This window comes from Xanthomonas sp. F10 (assembly GCF_014206815.1).
In the GTDB taxonomy this organism is placed as follows: domain Bacteria; phylum Pseudomonadota; class Gammaproteobacteria; order Xanthomonadales; family Xanthomonadaceae; genus Xanthomonas_A; species Xanthomonas_A indica.
Genome location: NZ_JACHNP010000003.1, coordinates 168,659 through 189,740, shown reverse-complemented (window position 1 = coordinate 189,740; position 21,082 = coordinate 168,659). Strand labels below are relative to the sequence as shown.

Genomic DNA, 21,082 nt, shown 5'->3' with positions numbered 1-21,082 from the left:
GCGCTTCCGGCGGCTCAATCCTCTTCCGGCGGCAGCACGATGGCGTCGCTGTCGATGGCCAGCTTGCCGGCCAGCAGCACCGCCTGGGTGCGGTTGGTGACGCCGAGCTTGCGCAGGATCGCGGTGACGTGTGCCTTGATCGTGGCCTCGGACACGCCCAGGTCGTAGGCGATCTGCTTGTTGAGGCTGCCGGCGCCGAGCATCTGCAGCACCCGGAACTGCTGCGGGGTCAGTTCGCGCAGGCGCTGCCCGACCTCGCGCTCGGCGCGGTCGGTGGGCGGCACGTTGTGCGCTTCCGGCGGCGCCCAGTGCTCGCCGTCCAGCACCGTGCCCAGGGCCAGGCCGATGGTGTCCGAATCGGCCGACTTGGGAATGAAGCCGAACGCGCCGTGGTCCAGCGCGCGCCGCATCACCGTCGGCTCCTCGCGCGCGGACACCACCACCACCGGCAACTGCGGATGCAGCGCGCGCATATGCACCAACGCGCTGAAGCCCTGCGCGCCGGGCATGTTGAGATCCATCAGCAGCAGATCGGCATCGGCATGGCGCTCGGCCAGCGCGTACAGCGCCTCGACACTGTCGGCCTCGTACAACTGCACCCCGGGCATCACCCGCTGCACCGCCCCGCGCAGCGCCTCGCGGAACAGGGGATGGTCGTCGGCGATCAGCAGGGTGGGCATGGGGCGGGGATTCGGGATTGGGGATTGGGGATTCGTAGAGCAACAGCAACAGCGGAGCGTGACGTCGCCAGGAGATCGGACACGGACCGGGGACCGCTTTGACGAATCCCCAATCCCGACTCCCGAATCCCGGCGCGCGTCAGCGCGCCAGCCGTTCGTTCACCAACGAATCCACCACCGACGGATCGGCCAGGGTCGAGGTGTCGCCGAGTTGGTCGGGGGCGTTCTCGGCGATCTTGCGCAGGATGCGGCGCATGATCTTGCCCGAGCGGGTCTTGGGCAGGCCGGGCGCCCACTGCAGGTGGTCGGGGGCGGCGATCGGGCCGATCTCCTTGCGCACCCAGGCCACCAGTTCCTTGTGCAGGGCCTCGCTCGGCTGCTCTTCGGCGACCAGGGTCACGTAGGCGTAGATGCCCTGGCCCTTGATGTCGTGCGGGAAGCCGACCACCGCCGCTTCGGCGACCTTGGGGTGGGCCACCAGCGCGCTCTCCACCTCGGCGGTGCCGATGCGGTGGCCGGAGACGTTGATGACGTCGTCGACGCGGCCGGTGATCCAGTAGTAGCCGTCGGCGTCGCGGCGGCAGCCGTCGCCGGTGAAGTAGCTGCCCGGGTAGGTGCGGAAGTAGGTATCGATGAAACGCTGGTGGTCGCCGTAGACGGTGCGCATCTGCCCCGGCCAGGAATCGCGCAGCACCAGGTTGCCCTCGGTGGCGCCTTCCAGAACCTCGCCGTCGGCGCTGACCAGCGCCGGCTGCACGCCGAAGAACGGCAGCGTCGCCGAGCCGGGCTTGAGGTCGATGGCGCCAGCCAGCGGGGTGATCAGGATGCCGCCGGTCTCGGTCTGCCACCAGGTGTCCACGATCGGGCAGCGGCCGTCGCCGACCACGTCGTAGTACCAGCGCCAGGCTTCGGGATTGATCGGCTCGCCGACGCTGCCGAGCAGGCGCAGACTCGTGCGCGCGGTCTTCTTCACCGGCGCCTCGCCCTCGCGCATCAGCGCGCGGATCGCGGTCGGGGCGGTGTAGAAGATCGTCACCTGGTGCTTGTCGATGACCTCCCAGAAGCGCGACACGCTCGGGTAGTTGGGCACGCCCTCGAACATCAGTGCGGTGGCGCCGTTGGCCAGCGGCCCGTAGACGATGTAGCTGTGGCCGGTGACCCAGCCGACGTCGGCGGTGCACCAGTAGATGTCGTCCTCGCGCAGGTCGAACACGGTCTCGTGGGTGTAGGCCGCGTACAGCAGGTAGCCGGCGGTGGTGTGCAGCACGCCCTTGGGCTTGCCGGTGGAACCGGAGGTGTAGAGGATGAACAGCGGATCCTCGGCGTTCATGCGCTCGGGCTCGCACTCGGCCGGCTGGCTGTCGACCACGTCGTGGAACCAGCGGTCGCGCGGGGCCTGCATGTCGACCGCGCCGCCGGTGTGGCGCACCACCAGCACGGTTTCCACGCTGGTGGTGCCGGGCAGCTTCAGCGCCGCGTCCACGTTGGCCTTGAGCGGGATCTTCTTGCCGCCGCGCAGGCCTTCGTCGGCGGTGATGATCAGCTTGCTGCCGCAGTCGATCACCCGGTCGGCGATCGAGTTGGGCGCAAAGCCGCCGAACACCACCGAGTGGATCGCGCCGATGCGCGCGCAGGCCAGCATCGCCACCGCCGCGTCGGGGATCATCGGCAGGTAGATGGTGACGCGGTCGCCCTTCTGCACGCCCAGCGCGCGCAGCGCGTTGCCGAGCCGGCACACGCGCTCGTACAGCTCGCGATAGGTGACGCGGTAGGACGGGGCGTCCGGGCTGTCCGGCTCGAACAGCAGCGCGGTCTTGTCGCCGCGGGTGGCCAGTTGCCGGTCCAGGCAGTTGACGCTGGCGTTGAGTTCGCCGTCGTCGAACCAACGGATGTGGAAGTCGTCCAGGGCGAAGCTGACGTCCTTGATCCGGGTCGGCTTCTTGAACCAGTCCAGGCGCTCGGCCACCTTGCCCCAGAACGCCTCCGGCTGTTCCACCGATGCCTTGTACTGGGTCTGGTACTGGGTCTTGTCGACCCGCGCACGGGCGGCGAATTGCGGATCGACGGGATAGAGATCGGCCATGGTTCCCTCTGCAATGAACGGGGCGCCGCATGCGGCGGCGCGTCAACGCGCAGTGTGCCGCATCCGGCGTTAAGCGCACACGCCTCGGGCCTTAGACGATGGTCGTAACTCAGCCGACGTTCGACTAATGGCCAATAGGCGCGGCCGGCGCGCTCGCGCACGCTGGGCTACGGCCGTGCGCATGCGTGCGGCCATCCATTATTCGGGAGGGAGTAATGAGCAACCGCATCGCATCCTTGGCGCGCCGCCCGTTGGCGGCCGCGCTCTTGGTGGCCCTGGTCGCGCCCGGCGCGGCCTTCGCCCAAGGCAAACCCTCGGCGCGCGAACAGGCGCTGGAGACCCGCGTGGCCGAGCTGGAGCGGCAGGTGCAGCAACTGCTGTCCGCGCAGCAACAGCAGCAGGGGCAGATCACGCAGACCCAGACCGAGGTCGCCGCGGTCCGCTCGAGCCAGGCCGCGCCGCCGCCGGCCCCACCGGCCCCGCCGGCCGGCAAGGCGCCGATCCAGGTCACCACGATCACCCCGGGCGCGGCGCCCGGCACCACGTTCAAGGTCGGCGGCTTCATCAAGGCCGACTTCCTGGCCACCCGCACCGGCGACGGCCAGCTCGCCGACGATGCCACCGGCCGCGCGCTGTACCTGCCCGGGCAGACCCCGGTGGGCGGCGCCAAGTCCGGCACCGACTACAACGCCCACGCCAAGTTCTCGCGGATCAACTTCGGCGTGGACAGCGTCACCGAGGGCGGCAACAAGGCCGGGGCGCTGGTGGAACTGGATTTCTTCGGCAATTCATTGGGTACCCAGACCGCCACCAATACCTACGGCGCCACCCTGCGCCACGCCTACATGTACTGGAACCACTGGCTGGCCGGCCAGACCTGGTCCAACTTCATGGACCCGGCGGCGCTGCCGGAAGCGGCCGATTTCATCGGCCCCACCGACGGCGTGGTGTTCGTGCGCCAGGCGCAGCTGCGCTACACCAACGGCGGTTTCAGCATCGCCCTGGAGAACCCGGAAACCACCCTGTACACGCGCAGCGCGGCCGGCGTGGTCAGCACCGCCAGTTCCGACCGCGGCGCGCTGCCGGACCTGACCGTGCGCTACGGCTGGAAGGGCGACTGGGGCAGCTTCGGCGTCGCCGGCGTGGTCGGCCAGCAGAAGGTCGACAACCGCGCCACCGGCGCCGACGCCAGCAAGGCCTCCGGCGGCCTGACCCTGGGCGGCAAGTGGGTGGCCAGCGACAGCGACAGCCTGTTCTACCAGCTCACCGGCGGCGAAGGCATCGGCCGCTACATCGGCCTGGGCATCGCCCAGAACGCGGTGTACGACGCCGCCGACCGCGACCTGGACACGGTCGGGGTGGTCGCCGGCTACGTCGGCTGGCGCCACGCGTTCTCGCCCAAGCTGCGCACCAACCTGATCTACGCGCGCAGCGACTACGACAACGACACCGCGCGCACCGGCCTGGGCGTGACCAAAAGCGTGCAGAGCATCCGCGGCAACGTCTTCTACTCGCCGTTGCCCAAGGTCGATATCGGCGCCGAGCTGATGTACGGCAAGCGCGAGATCGAAAGCGGCGCCAAGGGCGACATCACCCGCCTGCAGTTCACCACCAAGTACAGCTTCTGATCCGCGCTGCGGTCACTACCCCGGAGGCACCACATGACCCTCTCCAACGACGCGCTGATCGCCAAGATCGACGCCAATCCGAAGTACCACGCGCTCAAGCGCCAGCGCAACGCGCTGGGCTGGACGCTGACCATCCTGATGCTGCTGGCCTACTACGGCTTCATCGGCCTGATCGCCTTCGACAAGGCGTTCCTGGCCCAGCCGATGGGCAGCGGCGTCACCACCATCGGCATTCCGATCGCGATCGGGGTGATGGTCTTCACCATCGCCATCACCGCCATCTACGTGCGCCGCGCCAACACCGTGTACGACCAGCTGACCGCCGAGATCCTCGAGGACGCCCGCCAATGAGCAAGCACCTGCGCTTCCTTCTGCTGTTGCTGGCCGCGCTGCTGCCGGCCGGCGCGGCCCTGGCCGCCGGCGGCGATGTCGGCCAGACCGACAAGCAGCCGACCAACTGGGTGGCGATCGCGATGTTCGCCTTCTTCGTCGCCGGCACCCTGTGGATCACCAAATGGGCGGCGAAGAAGACCCGCTCGGCGTCGGACTTCTATACCGCCGGCGGCGGCATCACCGGCTTCCAGAACGGCCTGGCGATCGCCGGCGACTACATGTCGGCGGCCTCGTTCCTGGGCATCACCGCAGCGGTGATGACCAATGGCTACGACGGCCTGATCTACGCGATCGGCTTTCTGGTCGGCTGGCCGATCCTGACCTTCCTGATGGCCGAGCGCCTGCGCAACCTCGGCAAGTACACCTTCGCCGACGTGGCCGGCTACCGCTTCGCACCGACCGCGATCCGGACTTTCGCCGCCTCCGGCACGCTGGTGGTGGTGCTGTTCTACCTGATCGCGCAGATGGTCGGCGCCGGCGCCCTGATCAAGCTGCTGTTCGGCCTGGACTACTGGGTGGCGGTGAGCCTGGTCGGCGTGCTGATGATGGTCTACGTGCTGTTCGGCGGCATGACCGCCACCACCTGGGTGCAGATCATCAAGGCGGTGCTGCTGCTGACCGGCGTGACCTTCATGGCCGTGGCGATCATGTGGCACTTCAACTTCAGCTTCGAGGCGCTGTTCGCCGAGGGCGTGCGGGTGAAGACCGCGGTGGCGGCCAACGGCGGCGCCTCGCCGGAAGAGGCGGCCAGCGCCGGCCTGTCGATCATGGGCCCGGGCGGCTTCGTCAAGGATCCGATCTCGGCGATTTCCTTCGGCATGGCGCTGATGTTCGGCACCGCCGGCCTGCCACACATCCTGATGCGCTTCTTCACCGTCCCCGACGCCAAGCAGGCGCGCAAGTCGGTGCTGTGGGCCACCACCTGGATCGGCTACTTCTACATCCTGATCTTCATCATCGGCTTCGGCGCCATCGCCCTGGTGCTGACCAACCCGCAGTTCGCCGACGTCGCCACCGGCACCATCCACGGCGGCAAGGGCGCGGCCAACATGGCGGCGGTACTGGTCGGCAACGCGGTGGGCGGCAACGTGTTCATGGGCTTCATCTCGGCGGTGGCCTTCGCCACCATCCTGGCGGTGGTCGCCGGCCTGACCCTGTCCGGCGCCTCGGCGGTGTCCCACGACCTGTACGCCACGGTGATCAAGAAGGGCAATCCGGCCCCCGGCTCGGAGCTGAAGGTGTCGCGCGTCACCACCATCGCCCTGGGCGTGATCGCGGTGCTGCTGGGCATCGTGTTCGAGAAGCAGAACGTGGCCTTCATGGTGTCGCTGGCCTTTGCCATCGCCGCATCGGCCAACTTCCCGGTGCTGATCCTGTCCTTGCTGTGGAAGAACTGCACCACCCGCGGCGCGGTGATCGGCGGCTTCCTGGGTCTGATCTCCTCGCTGGTGCTGACCGTGCTGTCGCCGTCGGTGTGGGTGGACACGCTGGGCAACCCGACCGGCTCGGCGCCGTTCCCGTACACCTCGCCGGCGCTGTTCTCGGTGACCATCGGCTTCGTCGGCATCTGGCTGTTCTCGGTGCTGGATCGCAGCGCGCAGGCGGGCAAGGAACGCGCCGCGTTCAAGGCGCAGCAGATCCGCGCCGAGACCGGGCTGGGCGCCTCGCGCGGGTCGGGGCACTGAGCCCACGCACCTGGCAGGACGCGGCAACCGCCGCAGGCGACGCCGGCCCTTGGGCCGGCGTCGTCGTCTGGGCGGTGATGCAGCGCTACCATGGTTGCCCGTCGCCTTGGCCGTCCCACCGCATGCGCTACCGCTGGATCCTGTTCGACGCCGACGACACCCTGTTCCACTTCGACGCCTTCGCCGGCCTGCAGCGCATGTTCGCCGGCTACGGCGTGCAGTTCGGCGAAGCGGAGTACGCCGCCTACACCGCCTGCAACCGGCCGCTGTGGGTGCAGTACCAGAACGGCGCGATCACCGCGCTGCAATTGCAGCAGCGCCGCTTCGCCGACTGGGCGCAGCGCCTGCAGACTGCGCCGGAGACCTTGAATGCGGCGTTCCTGGCGGCGATGGCCGAACTGTGCGCGCCGCTGGATGGGGCGGCGGACTTGCTCGACGCCCTGCGCGGACACGCCCGCCTGGGGCTGGTCACCAACGGCTTCGGCGCGCTGCAGACCGCGCGCCTGCAGCGCACCGGCCTGCACGACCGCTTCGAGGTGATCGCGATTTCCGAGGTGGTGGGCGTGGCCAAGCCGCACCCGGCGATCTTCGCGTACGCGCTGGCGCAGCTGGGCGATCCGCCGCCGGCGCAGGTGCTGATGGTCGGCGACAACCCGCAGGCGGACATCGCCGGCGGCCTGGCCGCGGGCCTGCACACCTGCTGGTTCAATGCGCATGGCGCCGCCGCGCCGGACGGCATCGTGCCGCATCACGAAGTCGCCTCGCTGGCGCAGCTACAGGCCTGGTTGCTGGAAGAACCTGCATAACCGGGCGGATGCGCGCGAGCGCCTTGCGTGTATCGGGTCGGGGCTGAAGTCCCCCCCACAACGAGAACCGCACCAGCATCGCGGGCCGAAGCAAAGCACACGGTAGGAGCGGCTTCAGCCGCGAGTGGCTCCACCGGGAACGGCTGTCGCGGCTGAAGCCGCTCCTACGGAGATGCGGGCGTTCGGTTGACGCGCGGCAAAAGCTGCTGCATGGAGGCTTCCTTCCGTCCTGACGCCCGGTCGCCGGGCTGCCGGCAGGCAACGCAACCGCCGTCGTATAGTGCGCCCATGCCGACCTCCGTTGCCGATGCCGCTTCCGCCGACACGCCGCTGGCGGCCTTGCCTGTCACCCTGCAGCGCCTGCGCGCGGCCTGGCAATCAGCCAAGCCGGAGCGCACGCAGCGCCGCGAGGATCTGCTGCGGTTGCGCGCGGCGCTGAAGCGGCGGCTGCCGGAGATGGCCGATGCCATCGCCGCCGATTTCGGCCACCGCTCGCGCCACGAATCGCTGCTGGCCGATGGCATGACCGTGCTTGGCGAGATCGATCACCTGCTGCGCCACCTTACGCGTTGGATGCGCCCGCAGCGGGTCGGCGCCGGCTGGCGGCTGTGGCCGGCGCGGGCGGAAGTGCGGCCGGTGCCGGTCGGCGTGGTCGGGGTGATCGCGCCCTGGAACTACCCGGTCAACCTGGCGCTGATCCCGCTGGCCACCGCCATCGCCGCCGGCAACCACGTCTATCTCAAACCCTCCGAGCACACCCCGCGCAGCGCGCAATTCCTGCAGTCGCTGCTGGCCGAGGTGTTCCCGCCGCAGCGGGTGGCGGTGGCGCTGGGCGGGGCCGAGGTGGCGTCCGCGTTCGCCGCGCTGCCGCTGGACCACCTGGTGTTCACCGGCTCCACCGCGGTGGGGCGCAAGGTGATGGCCGCCGCCGCGCCCAACCTGACCCCGCTGACCCTGGAACTGGGCGGCAAGTCGCCGGCCATCGTCTGCGCCGACTACCCGCTGGAACAGGCCGCCGCGCGCCTGGCCACCGGCAAGTGGTTCAACGCCGGGCAGACCTGCATCGCCCCGGACTACGTGCTGGTCGACGCTGGCCGCGAGGCGGCGCTGGTGCAGGCGCTGCGTGCGCAGGTGCTGGCGCGCTACGGCGATTTCGCCAGTGCCGAGGACTACACCCGCATCGTCAACGACGGCCAGTACCGGCGCCTGCGCGGCTATCTGGACGATGCCCGTGCGCGCGGCCTGGAGGTCATCGAACTGGCCACGGTGGAGCGCGAACGCGCCGAGCGCGAGCGGCTGATCGTGCCGACCGTGGTGTTGCAGCCGGGCGACGACGCAGTGCTGATGCAGGAGGAGATCTTCGGCCCGATCCTGCCGGTGCGCAGCTACCGCTCGCTAGATGCGGCCATCGCCGAGATCAACAGCCGCGACCGGCCGCTGGCGCTGTATCCCTTCAGCCACGACCGCGCGCGCATCGAGAGCATCCTGCATGCCACCGTCGCCGGCGGCGTCACCGTCAACGACAGCCTGCTGCACTTCGCCGCCAACGCGCTGCCGTTCGGCGGCATCGGCCCCAGCGGCATGGGTGCCTACCACGGCCGCGCCGGCTTCGACGCCTTCAGCAAGGCCCTGCCGATCCTGTGGCAGGCACGCCGCGCCGGCAGCGACCTGCTGAAGCCGCCGTACGCGCGGATCGCGCGCATGCTTTCGTTCCTGGTGCGGTGAGCGGGCGCCGCGGGGGGCCAAGTGCGGGTGCATGGCGTCGCGATAGGGCACCTGCGTGTAGGAGCGGCTTCAGCCGCGACGAGGCGTTACCGGTAAAGCGTCGCGGCTGAAGCCGCTCCTACAAGAGATGTGTGCACTAGAAGCCTGCTTCAGCCGCGACCGGCGAAGCCCAGGCCCGATCCCGCCGGTGCGGCGCCGGTCGGCGCTCACAGATGTGGTCCGACAGCTTCGCCACCGGGGCGCACCGCAAACCCAGACGGTACCAAAGCGCGGCGCAGTCCACAGTCCATCACCGGGTCGCGCTCCGGAAATAAATAATTCACAGTGAGTTATTAGGTTCTCGCCCGACGCCGCCGCCGATCACGGTGGCTCAGGCTCCTGCGCGAGATGTCCGTGCGGAGCGCACCACACGAGCTGCCGCCATGCGTCGACCTGACCGGCGCTCGTCCCCCCGTGTCTCCCCCTTTCCTTCAGAACCGGACGCAGCCCAATGAAGATCGCATTCGTTCCCTCGCCCCTGGCACGCGCCTGCCGCGCGCTCGCCGCCCTGGCGGTGCTGGCCGTCGTGCCGCAGCTGGCCATGGCCAACTGCAACGACACCGTCGGCACCAAGATGAGCAACATCCTGTTCGCCGACAGCAGCGGCGACACCATGGTGCTGGCCCACCGCGGCCTGTGGGGCAAGTACGGCAACTTCCCCGACATGCCGGAAAACTCGCGTGGCGCGCTGCAGCTGGCCAACGACCAGTGCATGGACGGCGTGGAACTGGACATCAAGATGACCAGCGACGGCGTGCCGGTGGTGCTGCACGACTGGAACCTCGGCCGGACCACCAACGTCTGGACCAGCCGTGCCGGCGAGACCAAGTACGACCCGATGAGCAACCAGGGCTACAACCCGTCGATCACGGTGACGCCGTGGTCGGTGGTGAGCGGCCTGTTCCTGCTGACGCCCGACCGCCGCACCACCACCGGCTACCACGTGCCGCGCGTGGACGAGCTGTTCTCCTACTTCAAGCAGCACGGGCTGAAGACCCCGATCGTGTTCGACATCAAGACCGCCGATGCGGTCCGTGCGGTGTCGCGTGCGGCCGATGCGGCGTTCTCGGCGGCCTCGCCCAGCTTCGTCGCGGCCAAGGTCAACGCCACCCTGTACCCGAGCCGCTCGGCATTCCGTGCCGACGGCAGCAGCATGGTCGGCATCCCGGTGTTCACCACCAACATGCTGACCAAGATCAACGTCAACAATGCCGTCTCGGCCTGGCTGGACACCAAGCAGGCGATGGAGATCAACGTCAAGCAGGTCGGCGGCCTGTTGCAGGACGAGGCCGACCGCGTGCGCGAACGCGGCGTGCGCGTGGGCGTGTTCCAGGCGATTCCGGACAGCCCGCGTGCCGGGGAGTTCTACCAGAACAGCGGCGCCTGCTGCTATCGGCTGTCGGACCTGTACTTCTCCTATTCCGGCGGCCGCGACACCGCCGACAACCGTGGCGATCTCAACTTCATCGTCAACCAGGAGGCGTTCAGCCTGATCACCACCGACGATCCGAAGGCGGCGATCGCCTACCTCAAGGCGCGCGGCAAGCACGACTGAGTCCTGGTACGTCCTGGCGGCCGGCCCTGCGGTCGGCCGCCTTTTGCGGCCGCGGCGCTCCGGCACCGCGCCGCCCCTTCCCGGAGAAGCGCATGTCCCTTCCTTTCGCCAAGTCCGCCTTCGTCAAGTCCGCCGCACTGGCCGCCTGCGCGCTGAGCGCCGTCGCCGCGCTGGCCGCACCCGTCGCCGAACGCGGTGCCACCGATCCGGTGGTCCTGCGCGTGGGCGCACAGCAGTTCACCGCCAGCGAGTACCGCGCGCTGGTCGGCAATGACGTCGGCAGCGTCGCCAAGATCGACGACCCGTCCATCGTGCGCCGCTTCGCCGATCGCGCCATCCTGCTGGAGCAGGCCAGGCAGCAGCATCTGCAGGACGATCCCGTGGTGGCCGCGCGCCTGCGCCAGGCCGCCGACGCGATCCTGGCCGAGGCGGCGAAGGCGCGGCTCGGAACCGATGTGCAGATCGACGAGGCGAGGCTGCGCCAGCAGTTCGCCGCGCACCCGGACGACTACACCGAATACCATCTGCGGCATCTGTTCGTTGCGCTGCGCCCGCAGGGCGGACCGCGTGCCGGGCAAACGCTGAGCGAGGCGCAGGCACTGCAGCGCGCCGAGGCGCTCAAGCGTCAGCTCGACGGCGGCGCCGACTTCGCCACGCTGGCGAAGCGCGAATCCGACGACGCCGCCAGCGCCGGCGAGGGCGGGCAGCTGTCGCCCACCTTCGGCCGCTACCTGGCCGATGCCTTCGTCGCGCCGATCCGCCAGCTTGCGGTAGATCACGTGTCTGCGCCGGTACGCGGCCCCGATGGCTATCACCTGATCCGCCTGGATGCGAAGACCGATGCGACGTTCGAGACGGCGCGCGGGCAGATCGCCCTGCAGTTGCGCGAGCAGGCCGCCGACGACGCCATGCAGCGGCTGCGCGCGGCGCAGCCGATCGCCTTCGACCGCGCGGCCTACGCGGCCGCGGCGCAGTGAGCATGGCGGGGTCGCGGCGCCGCCTGCTCTGGCTCGGCGGCGCGGCCGTGGCGGCGATGGCGCTCGTGGCCACGCGGACGCCATCGGCGGCAGTGCCCACCGCGCCCGCGCACGCGGCGGCGCAGGCGCCCTCGCCACGACCGCCAGCGTTGAGCACGCCGACGCCCTCCGCGTCCGCCGGCACCGCGCCCGACGCGACAGCGGCGCCCGCGACCAGCGAGGCGCAACGCCTGTACGCCACCGCGATGCTGGCGCTGGATTGCCGGCAACGCGCACTGGCGTCGCCCAGTCCGGTCGTGCTGCCGGGCGCGGACAAGGACGACCCTGCGACTGCCGCGGCGCGCCGCGTCGCCGAACAGCGCCGGCGCGCGGCCTGCCGCGACGTCGCCCAGCTCGATGCGGTACAGATCGAGGCGATGCTGCACAGCGCGGCCGCACGCGGCGACGCCGATGCGCAGCGCTACCTCCTGACCCGGCGCGTGGCGCAGGTGGTGGCACGCGCTGGCGCCACCGACGCGGACGGGCAACGCACGCCGCTGTCGGCCGCCGACGAGCGCGACGCCGAGGACGTGGTGACGCAACTGGAAGACCGCGCGCTGCATGGCGACCGCAGGTCCATCGACGCGTTGGCGCAACTGCTGCGCGCGCCCTGGCTGGCGGTGGCCGACCCGCCGTATGCCGCGGCCTGGCAACTGGCCGCGCGTCAGGCGCCGGAGCGGCCGTTCCCGCCGCCGGAACAGGCGCTCGGCGCCGAGGAACTGCTCGACGGCTTGAACGAGGCGCAGCGCCAGCAGGCGCTGAGCCTGGCGCCGGCGTTGTTCGCGCAGTGCTGCGCGCGGCGCTGAATGGCCCGGTGCCCCGGGGTTTGGCCACTGCGGCGGCTGCAGTCAGAATAGCGGCCGGCTTCCCCGTCCCGGATTTCCCTTGAAGATCGCCAGCTGGAACGTCAACTCGCTCAACGTGCGCCTGCCGCACCTGCAACAGTGGCTGGCCGCGTTCGCGCCGGACGTGGTCGGGGTCCAGGAGACCAAGCTGGAGGACCACAAGTTTCCCGACACCGCGCTGGCGGAGGCCGGCTACCGCAGCGTGTTCGCCGGGCAGAAGACCTACAACGGTGTCGCGATCCTGTCGCGCGCGCCGATCGGCGACGTGCAGATTGGCGTGCCGGGCCTGGAGGACGAGCAGAAGCGCGCCATCGCCGCCACCGTCGGCGACCTGCGCATCGTCAATCTGTACGTGGTCAACGGCCAGGACGTGGGCACCGACAAGTACGCCTACAAGCTGCGCTGGCTGGAGGCGGTGCACGCCTGGCTGGCCGACGAGCTGCAGCGGCATCCGCGGCTGGTGGTGCTGGGCGACTTCAACATCGCCCCGGACGCGCGCGACGTACACGATCCGCTGGTGTGGAGCGACAACCACATCCTCACCTCCACTGCCGAGCGCGGCGCCCTGCACAAGCTGCTCGCCCTCGGCCTGCACGACGGTTTCCGCCTGCACCATGCCGATGGCGGCATCTTCAGCTGGTGGGATTATCGCCAGGCCGGCTTCCGCCGCGACCTGGGCCTGCGCATCGACCTGACCCTGGTGTCCGAGGCGCTGAAGACGCGCACCCGCGGGGCCGGCATCGACCGCGAGCCACGGACCTGGGACCGCCCCAGCGACCATGCGCCGGCCTGGGTCGAACTGGAGCCGGCGGCATGAGCGAGCGCCACCTGCGCCGCTGCGTCGACAAGGTCGGCGATACCGCGATCGCGCCGCTGCACCGGCTGAGCTGCCACTGCGGTGCGGTGCAGATCGACCTGGAGCTGCCGCACGGCATCGTCGACCCGCGCCGCTGCAACTGCTCGCTGTGCCGGCGCCGCGGCGCCATCGTCGCCTCGGTGCCGCTGGCCGCCCTGCATGTCCGCCAGGGCGAGCAGGCGCTGCGCCTGTACCAGTTCCATACCCACACCGCACAGCACTACTTCTGCGGTACCTGCGGCATCTACACGCATCATCGGCGCCGCTCCGATCCCAGCCTGTACGGCTACAACGTCGGCTGTCTGGAAGGCGTGGACCCGTATGCGCTGGCCATCGCGGTACCGGTCGAGGACGGTGTGCGGCACCCGGCCGATCGCGCTGCGCCGTGAGCCGGGCCACAAACGCAAAACGCCCGGCGAACCGGGCGTTTGCGCAAGCGGCGGGGGCGACGCGTCAGCGCGCGCGGCCGCGGGTGAACAGGTTGACGATCGCCAGCAGGATGATCGCGCCGATCAGCGAATACAGGAACGTCCACAGGGTGATCGCCTGGTTGATACCGCCGCCGAACAGCCAGCCGGCGATCAGCGCGCCGACGATGCCGACCACGATGTTCAGGATGATGCCCTGCTGTGCGTCACGGCGCATGATGATGCTGGCCAGCCAGCCCACGATGCCGCCGACGATCAACCAGATGATGATGCCCATGCGTCAGACTCCTCGGTTCGGCCCACACCCGGAGCGGTGGGGTGGGCGCCATTTAAGGAGCGCTGCCGTGAAGCGACCGTATAGCGCCGGGCGCACCGCGCAGCCGCCATTGCGCTTTGTGGGCGCGGCGTGAGCGTGCCGGTGCCGCCCACTCCCGCCGTTGCCGCGGAGTCGCCGGAGTGGCGCTTCGGTCCAGTAGCGGTGTGGCTGCGCCCGCATCCGCCGCGTACCTCCGGCGAGGCGCAGGCGCGGCATCTGCTGGCCGGGGAACTGGCGATGCCGGCGGCGCAGTTGCCGTTGCGCCGCGACGCCCGCGGCCGGCCCGGGCTGCACGCACCGCTGGCGCACGTGGACACCGGCTGGAGCCACAGCGGCGACTATCTGCTGGTGGCGGTCGCCGCGCATGCGCGGCTGGGCGTGGACATCGAGCGCCAGCGGCCGCGGCCGCGCCTGCTGGAACTGGCGCAGCGCTTCTTCCATCCGGACGAGGTCGCGCTGTTGGCCGCGCTGGCGGCGCCGGCGCGCGAGGCGATGTTCTTCCGCCTGTGGTGCGCCAAGGAGGCGCTGCTCAAGGCGCATGGCCACGGCATCGCCTTCGGCCTGCACCGGCTGCGCTTCGCCGAGGACGCCGGCGGCGCGCTGCGCCTGGTCTGGTGCGACCCGGGCCTGGGGGCAGCCGAAGCCTGGCACCTGCACGAATGGGAGGCCGCGCGCGGCTACCGGGCCGCCCTGGCCTGGTGGCCAGGGCGGCCGTAGTTTCCATGCGTCTGGATCGCGTTGCAGCCTTGTGATTCCGATGTCGGCATCTTTGGCTGGCCAGGTCGTGCTTTGATGTAATTTGCTGTAAAAAGATACATATGTTTTATAGGAAAGCGCGATGAAGCTCCCTGTGCCGCCCCCAGACAGCTGGCGTCTTCTTGCTGACGAACCTGAACGCATGATGAAAGTGTTTAGGTCGAAGATCGGCCCCGAGGTGGCTGGAAGCTACGAGCACTGGGACAAACTCAGGCATAGAGTCCCGCCAGACGGCCTCACCACAGAAGAATGGTGGGCAGGCATAAAGTGGAGCCGTCAAGCGTTGGCGCGCGAACTTGAACTGGTGGACAAAGACGACGAGAACTTCGTCGTCTCCATTACCGATTCGATGCAGCGCAGGCTTCACTACATTGATCGCGAGGCGGCTGGGGCGATCAAAGGTATGGAGAGCAGCGGTGGACAGAATAGGTTTCTGATCCGTTCGCTGATCGAAGAGGCCATGACTTCGTCCCAGCTTGAGGGGGCAGCTACCACCCGGGCGGTTGCAAAAGAGATGTTATCGACTGGCAGACTGCCGCGTGATCAATCGGAGAGAATGATCTACAACAACTACCTCGCGATGAACATGATTCGCGAGAGAGGTAAGCGGCCAATCACGCCAGAGGAAGTGCTGGAACTGCATAGCATCCTGACGGAAGGGACGCTGGAAAGCGCGGAATATTCTGGTCGATATCGCTCCGTGGGAGACAATGTCGTCATCTACGACCGAGGTTCTCCGCCGACGCTGCTGCATGTCCCTCCGCCTGCAATCCAAGTGGCGGATAGGATGAGACGGCTTTGCGCGTTCGCGAACGACACGGCGAGCGAAACCTTCATTCATCCGGTCGTGCGCGCCATCGCAATTCACTTCCAGATTGGATACGACCATCCATTCGTTGACGGGAACGGACGAACGGCCAGAGCGCTCTTCTACTGGAGCATGATGAACTCCGGTTACTGGTTGACCGAATATCTGTCGATTTCGAGCGTGTTGAAGAAGTCGCCCGGGAAATACATGCGCGCCTATCTTTACACCGAGAGCGATGGTGCCGATCTGAGCTATTTCGTCTCGCAGCAGTTGGAAGCGATCGAGCAGTCCATCCAGGCGTTGCACACGTATATCGCGAAGAAGCAACAGGAAGATCGGCTTGCACGTCATGTGCTGCGCAAGGCGCATGTGGGCGACGCTGTGCTGAATCACAGGCAGCGCGCCTTGCTGGCTAATGCACTGAAGGATCCTGATCGGCCATACACCGTGGCCGGGCATCGGTCAGCGCACACGATCACCTATCCAACAGCGCTGGGCGACCTGAATTCCCTGGTCGCTGCGGGCCTGCTCTACAAGCAACGGGTCGGCAAGGCGTTCGAATACTACCCGGTACCTGGCCTGGCACGTATGTTGGGAGCCTGACCGCCCCAGGCGGGGTGTTGGGCTTCTATTCGTTCCGGGAAATGCCTTGGTCAGAGTGCGGCAGCGGCGGCACCTGCGATAATCCGTCGATGACCGATGCCTCCCTTCCCGATTCCGTCCGCGCCGCGCTCGAGCAGGGCCTGCACGCGCAAGGCCTGGACGCCGCCGCACTGGCGCCGCCGCTGCTGGCCTACCTGGCGCTGCTGACGCGCTGGAACCGCACCTACAACCTGACCGCGATCCGCGACCCGCACGAGATGGTGACCCGTCACCTGCTGGATTCGCTGGCGATGCAGCCGTTCGCCAGCGAGGGCGCACTGGCCGACCTGGGCACCGGCCCGGGGCTGCCCGGCATCCCGCTGGCGATCGCGCGGCCCCAGCTGCGGGTGACCCTGGTCGAGAGCAACGGCAAGAAGGCGCGGTTCCTGCGCGAGGCGGTGCGCCAGCTGCGCCTGGACAACGCGCGGGTGGCCGAATCGCGCGCCGAGGCGCTGGACGAGGCCGGCGCCTACGACCTGCTGACCGCGCGCGCGCTGGATACCCTGGCCGGCATCGTCGCCGTCGGCGGCCACCTGCTGCGCCCCGGCGGGCGCCTGCTGGCCATGAAGGGCGTGCGCCCGGACGAGGAGATCGCCGCGCTGCCGCCGGGCTGGGTGGCGCCGACGGTGCACCCGCTGCAGGTCCCCGGCCTGGGCGCCGACCGCCACCTGGTGGTGGTCGAGCGCGGTTGAGCGGCGCCCGCGGCCGGCCCCGATTTCCGCCACGGGGGGCTGTGACCGCATAATGCCCGGTCCCACCCCATCGCCGACGAGGCTCCCGCATGGCCCGCATCATCGCCATCGCCAACCAGAAGGGCGGCGTCGGCAAGACCACCACGGCGGTCAATCTGGCCGCGTCGCTGGCGCGGCAGTCGCAGCGCGTGCTGCTGGTGGACCTGGACTCGCAGGGCAATGCGACCATGGGCAGCGGCATCGACAAGCGCGAGCTGGCTGCCTCCACCTGCGACGTGCTGCTCGGCGAGAGCGCCGCCGAACAGATCCGGGTGACCGCGCCGGAGGGCTTCGACCTGCTGCCGGGCAACATCGATCTCACCGCCGCCGAGATCCAGCTGATGGACCAGCCGGCGCGCGAGCAGCGGCTGAAGACCGCGCTGGCGCCGCTGCGCGAGGCCTACGACTTCATCCTGATCGACTGCCCGCCGGCGCTGTCGCTGCTGACCCTGAACGCGTTGACCGCCGCCGATTCGGTGATCGTGCCGATGCAGTGCGAGTACTACGCGCTGGAAGGGCTGACCGCGCTGCTGGAGACCATCGAGGCGCTGCGCGCCGAACTGAACCCGGCGCTGGAGATCGAAGGCGTGCTGCGCACCATGTTCGACGTGCGCAACAACCTGGCCAACGCGGTGTCGGCGGAGCTGACCAACCACTTCGGCGACAAGGTGTTCCGCACCATCGTGCCGCGCAACGTGCGCCTGGCCGAGGCGCCCAGCCATGGCCAGAGCATCGTCGGCTACGACCGCACCTCGCGTGGTGGCGTCGCCTACCTGGGACTGGCTGGCGAGATCGTGCGCCGCCGCAACGAACGCAATCGGCCGATGCCGGCCATGGAGACGTACTGATGAGTGCCAAGCCCCCCGCCCTCGGAGCGAAGAAGCGCGGCCTCGGCCGTGGCCTGGAAGCGCTGCTGGGGCCGAAGGGCGCGGCGGCGCCGGTGCCCACCGCCGAGCTGCAGCCGGGCGAGAGCCTGCGCCGCCTGCCGGTCGGCCAGCTGCAGCCGGGCAAGTACCAGCCGCGCCAGGAGATGGACGAGGCCAAGCTGCAGGAGCTGGCCGAGTCGATCAAGGCGCAGGGCGTGATCCAGCCGATCGTCGCCCGCGAACTGGCCCCGGGCAGTTTCGAGATCGTCGCCGGCGAACGCCGCTGGCGCGCCTCGCAACTGGCCGGCCTCAGCGAGGTGCCGGTGGTGGTGCGCGAGTTGGACGACCGCACCGTCATCGCCATGGCGCTGATCGAGAACATCCAGCGCGAGGACCTCAATCCGCTGGAAGAGGCGCAGGCGCTGCAGCGGCTGATCGACGAATTCTCGCTGACCCACGCCGAGGCCGCCGAAGCGGTGGGCCGCTCGCGCGCCTCGGTGTCCAACCTGCTGCGCCTGCTGGAGCTGCCGCCGGCGATCCGTGCGCTGCTGGAAGCGCGGCGCCTGGAGATGGGCCACGCGCGCGCGCTGCTGACGCTGTCGCCGGAACTGGCCAGCCGGCTGGCCTCCGACGCCGCCGACCAGGGCTGGTCGGTGCGCGAGGTCGAGCACCGCGCGCAGCAGTTCGCCGCCGGCAAGGTGCCGAGCAACCGCAAGGCCAAGCCGGCGCGCACCGCGCCGCAGGCCGACATCGCCTCGCTGGAGACCGAGCTGTCCGAGTCGCTGGGCACCAAGGTGTCCATCGCCCACGGCCGCGGCGGCAAGGGCAAGCTGGTGATCCACTACACCGACCTGGACACGCTGGACGGCGTGCTCGAGAAACTGCGCCCGCGGCAGGCCTGAGCGCCGCCGCCCGCGTCCGCCAGGACCGCTTCCGCCATGCATCCCAGCAAGGTCGACCGCCACCATCTGCTGCGCCTGACCGACCTGCCCAACGTCGGGCCGGCCTGCGAGAAGGATCTGCGTCTGATCGGCATCCGCGTGCCCGCGCACCTGCACGGCCGCGATCCCTACGACATGTACGCGCAGCTGTGCCTGCGCACCGGCGTGGTGCACGACCACTGCGTGATCGACGTGTTCCTGTCGATCGTGCGCTTCATGCAGGGCGAGACGCCGCGCCCGTGGTGGGAATTCAGCAAGGAGCGCAAGGCGGCGCTGGCCAAGGACGCGCCGCTGACCCTGCGCTGAGGCCGCGCGCCGCGGCGCGCACCAGCAACCGGAGCATTGCATGAGCAACGAGGACACGCAGATCAGCCCGGACGGCAGCCCGATCCTGCAGTACCGCCAAGCAGGCGCCGTCGATCCGGGCGGGGTCAACGCCGGTCTGCCCTGATCGTTGCCGTGCCGCGACGCCCTCCGTTTCTTCGCCTTTCGCTTTCCAGGATTCCGCCATGCCCACTCTCGTCACCGGCGCCGCCGGCTTCATCGGTGCCCACACCGTCCGCGCGCTGCGCGCCGCCGGGCAACTGGTGGTGGGCCTGGACAACTACAACGACTACTACGACCCGCAGCTCAAGCGCGACCGCGTCGCCGCGCTGTGCGCGGGCGCGGACATCCGCACCCTGGACCTGACCGACCGCGAGGGCCTGGCCGCGCTGTTCGACGAGGTGCAGCCGACGCGCGTGGTGCACCTGGCCGCGCAGGCCGGGGTGCGCTATTCGCTGCAGAATCCCTACGCCTACGTCGACAGCAACCTGGTCGGCTTCGTCAACATGCTGGAACTGTGCCGGCACCGCGGCGTGGAGCACCTGGTCTATGCGTCCAGCAGCTCGGTGTACGGCGATTCGGCGATGCCGCCGTTCTCCGAGGACCAGCGCATCGACCAGCCGCGCTCGCTGTACGCGGCGACCAAGGCCGCCAACGAACTCATGGCCCATACCTATGCGCAGCTGTACGGCCTGCGCGCCACCGGGCTGCGCTTCTTCACCGTGTATGGCCCGTGGGGCCGCCCGGACATGGCGCCGCTGCTGTTCAGCCGCGCGGTGCTGGCCGGGCGCCCGATCGAGGTGTTCAACCACGGGCGCATGCGCCGCGACTTCACCTTCGTCGCCGACATCGTCGCCGGCGTGCTCGGCGCGCTCGATCACCCCTCCGGCGAGGCGGTGCCGCACCGCGTGTTCAACCTCGGCAACCATACCCCGGTGGAGCTGGAGCGTTTCATCGCGGTGATCGAGGCCGCCGCCGGACGCAGCGCCGAAAAGGTGTACCGGCCGATGCAGCCGGGCGACATGATCGAGACGATGGCCGATACTGCGCGGGCCCACGCCGCGTTCGGCTTCGATCCGAGCACCCCGATCGAGCTCGGCCTGCCGCAGGTGGTGGACTGGTGCCGTGCGTACTTCGGCGCCGCCGCCTGACGCTTCATCCGCGGATCATCGGTCCGCGGCACAATGCCTGCCGTTTTTTCCCCACGCGCCCCCGCGCCCAGCCTTGCCGAATCCATGAGCCAGCTTTCCCTTTCCGTCGTCGTCCCGGTGTTCAACGAGCGCGACAACGTGCCGCCGCTGGTCGCCGAGATCGTCGCCGCGCTGCGCGGCACGATCGATTTCGAGATCGTCTACGTCGACGACCATTCGCGCGACGACACCCTGGCCGTGCTCGAAGGGCTGAAGGCGTCCACGCCGGAACTGCGCGTGCTGCACCACGTCAGCCAGAGCGGGCAGAGCACGGCGGTGCGCAACGGCGTCAAGGCCGCGCGCGGGCTGTGGATCGCCACCCTCGACGGCGACGGCCAGAACGACCCGGCCGACATTCCCAAGCTGCTGGCCGCGCGCCAGGCAGCCGAGCCGCTGGTCAAGCTGTTCGCCGGCTGGCGGGTGTCGCGGCAGGATTCGGGCAGCAAGCGCTGGGCGTCGAAGTGGGCCAACGCGATCCGCGCGCGCATGCTGCGCGACGACACCCCGGACACCGGCTGCGGCATCAAGCTGTTCGAGCGCGAGGCGTTCCTGGACCTGCCGTACTTCGACCACATGCACCGCTACCTGCCGGCGCTGATGCAGCGCGCCGGCTGGCAGACCCTGAGCGTGCCGGTCAATCACCGCCACCGCACCTCCGGCGTGTCCAAGTACAACAACCTCAACCGCGCCCTGGTCGGCATCCGCGATTTGCGCGGCGTGGCCTGGCTGATCGCGCGCAGCCGCCGCACCGCGGTGCAGGAGCGCTGAG

At 69.4% G+C, this 21,082-nt stretch carries 21 protein-coding genes; 18 read left to right on the top strand and 3 right to left on the bottom strand.

What is annotated here, in order from left to right; all coding sequences use genetic code 11:
* Window positions 1-14 precede the first annotated feature (14 nt).
* Window positions 15-680 (bottom strand): response regulator transcription factor, encoded by a 666-nt coding sequence (locus FHR56_RS17700; protein WP_019797713.1) that lies wholly within the window; start codon window positions 678-680, stop codon window positions 15-17.
* A gap of 139 nt (window positions 681-819) precedes the next feature.
* Window positions 820-2,763, bottom strand: coding sequence for an acetate--CoA ligase (gene acs, locus FHR56_RS17695; RefSeq protein ID WP_160946915.1), 1,944 nt, complete (start codon window positions 2,761-2,763; stop codon window positions 820-822).
* 215 nt (window positions 2,764-2,978) lie between these two features.
* On the opposite strand from acs, the gene FHR56_RS17690 reads away from it, so the two are divergent.
* The 10 genes from FHR56_RS17690 to FHR56_RS17645 all read left to right on the top strand — a co-directional run bounded on the left by FHR56_RS17690 (window position 2,979) and on the right by FHR56_RS17645 (window position 13,700).
* Complete coding sequence (locus FHR56_RS17690; protein WP_160946916.1) at window positions 2,979-4,391, top strand: DcaP family trimeric outer membrane transporter; 1,413 nt, start codon at window positions 2,979-2,981, stop codon at window positions 4,389-4,391.
* 33 nt (window positions 4,392-4,424) lie between these two features.
* Complete coding sequence (locus FHR56_RS17685) at window positions 4,425-4,742, top strand: DUF485 domain-containing protein (RefSeq protein ID WP_019797327.1); 318 nt, start codon at window positions 4,425-4,427, stop codon at window positions 4,740-4,742.
* Window positions 4,739-6,469 carry a cation acetate symporter gene (locus tag FHR56_RS17680; RefSeq protein WP_160946917.1) on the top strand — a complete coding sequence of 577 codons (1,731 nt, stop codon included), beginning with the start codon at window positions 4,739-4,741 and terminating at the stop codon, window positions 6,467-6,469. The genes FHR56_RS17685 and FHR56_RS17680 overlap by 4 nt, the downstream gene beginning before the upstream one ends.
* A 122-nt stretch (window positions 6,470-6,591) precedes the next feature.
* Window positions 6,592-7,275, top strand: a complete 684-nt coding sequence (gene yjjG, locus FHR56_RS17675; protein WP_160946918.1) for a pyrimidine 5'-nucleotidase — start codon at window positions 6,592-6,594, stop codon at window positions 7,273-7,275.
* A 288-nt stretch (window positions 7,276-7,563) separates the two neighbouring features.
* The gene (locus FHR56_RS17670; protein ID WP_160946919.1) at window positions 7,564-9,000 is read left to right on the top strand and encodes a coniferyl aldehyde dehydrogenase; all 1,437 of its coding nucleotides are present in this window, start codon (window positions 7,564-7,566) and stop codon (window positions 8,998-9,000) included.
* 580 nt (window positions 9,001-9,580) lie between these two features.
* Window positions 9,581-10,594: a glycerophosphodiester phosphodiesterase family protein gene (locus tag FHR56_RS17665; RefSeq protein ID WP_184502811.1), complete on the top strand. Its 1,014-nt coding sequence runs from the start codon at window positions 9,581-9,583 to the stop codon at window positions 10,592-10,594.
* A gap of 92 nt (window positions 10,595-10,686) precedes the next feature.
* Window positions 10,687-11,571, top strand: coding sequence for a peptidylprolyl isomerase (locus FHR56_RS17660; RefSeq protein WP_160946921.1), 885 nt, complete (start codon window positions 10,687-10,689; stop codon window positions 11,569-11,571).
* A 149-nt stretch (window positions 11,572-11,720) separates the two neighbouring features.
* Window positions 11,721-12,416 (top strand): hypothetical protein, encoded by a 696-nt coding sequence (locus FHR56_RS17655; protein WP_160946922.1) that lies wholly within the window; start codon window positions 11,721-11,723, stop codon window positions 12,414-12,416.
* 79 nt (window positions 12,417-12,495) lie between these two features.
* Window positions 12,496-13,272, top strand: coding sequence for an exodeoxyribonuclease III (gene xth / locus FHR56_RS17650; RefSeq protein ID WP_160946923.1), 777 nt, complete (start codon window positions 12,496-12,498; stop codon window positions 13,270-13,272).
* Window positions 13,269-13,700, top strand: coding sequence for a GFA family protein (locus tag FHR56_RS17645; protein WP_160946924.1), 432 nt, complete (start codon window positions 13,269-13,271; stop codon window positions 13,698-13,700). Before xth ends, FHR56_RS17645 begins: the two co-directional genes overlap by 4 nt.
* Window positions 13,701-13,764: 64 nt before the next feature.
* Here FHR56_RS17645 and FHR56_RS17640 read toward each other — a convergent pair whose 3' ends face one another.
* Window positions 13,765-14,016, bottom strand: coding sequence for a GlsB/YeaQ/YmgE family stress response membrane protein (locus tag FHR56_RS17640; protein WP_017908994.1), 252 nt, complete (start codon window positions 14,014-14,016; stop codon window positions 13,765-13,767).
* Between the two features lie 141 nt (window positions 14,017-14,157).
* Between FHR56_RS17640 and FHR56_RS17635 the strand changes: the two genes are divergently transcribed.
* From FHR56_RS17635 to FHR56_RS17600, 8 genes are all read left to right on the top strand, one after another.
* The gene (locus FHR56_RS17635; RefSeq protein ID WP_343160754.1) at window positions 14,158-14,772 is read left to right on the top strand and encodes a 4'-phosphopantetheinyl transferase superfamily protein; all 615 of its coding nucleotides are present in this window, start codon (window positions 14,158-14,160) and stop codon (window positions 14,770-14,772) included.
* A 121-nt stretch (window positions 14,773-14,893) separates the two neighbouring features.
* Window positions 14,894-16,222 carry a Fic family protein gene (locus tag FHR56_RS17630; protein ID WP_237473140.1) on the top strand — a complete coding sequence of 443 codons (1,329 nt, stop codon included), beginning with the start codon at window positions 14,894-14,896 and terminating at the stop codon, window positions 16,220-16,222.
* 89 nt (window positions 16,223-16,311) lie between these two features.
* On the top strand, window positions 16,312-16,953 hold the full coding sequence (gene rsmG / locus FHR56_RS17625; RefSeq protein WP_160946926.1) for a 16S rRNA (guanine(527)-N(7))-methyltransferase RsmG: 642 nt from the start codon (window positions 16,312-16,314) through the stop codon (window positions 16,951-16,953).
* Window positions 16,954-17,042: 89 nt separating this feature from the next.
* Window positions 17,043-17,840 (top strand): AAA family ATPase, encoded by a 798-nt coding sequence (locus FHR56_RS17620; RefSeq protein WP_160946927.1) that lies wholly within the window; start codon window positions 17,043-17,045, stop codon window positions 17,838-17,840.
* Complete coding sequence (locus tag FHR56_RS17615; RefSeq protein ID WP_160946928.1) at window positions 17,840-18,760, top strand: ParB/RepB/Spo0J family partition protein; 921 nt, start codon at window positions 17,840-17,842, stop codon at window positions 18,758-18,760. Before FHR56_RS17620 ends, FHR56_RS17615 begins: the two co-directional genes overlap by 1 nt.
* A 36-nt stretch (window positions 18,761-18,796) precedes the next feature.
* On the top strand, window positions 18,797-19,105 hold the full coding sequence (locus FHR56_RS17610; protein WP_019798938.1) for a helix-hairpin-helix domain-containing protein: 309 nt from the start codon (window positions 18,797-18,799) through the stop codon (window positions 19,103-19,105).
* A 203-nt stretch (window positions 19,106-19,308) separates the two neighbouring features.
* Window positions 19,309-20,274 (top strand): NAD-dependent epimerase/dehydratase family protein, encoded by a 966-nt coding sequence (locus FHR56_RS17605; protein WP_160946929.1) that lies wholly within the window; start codon window positions 19,309-19,311, stop codon window positions 20,272-20,274.
* A gap of 84 nt (window positions 20,275-20,358) precedes the next feature.
* Entirely contained in the window at window positions 20,359-21,081 is a 723-nt protein-coding gene (locus FHR56_RS17600) for a glycosyltransferase family 2 protein (RefSeq protein WP_010342743.1), read from the top strand.
* Window position 21,082: the final 1 nt, after the last annotated feature.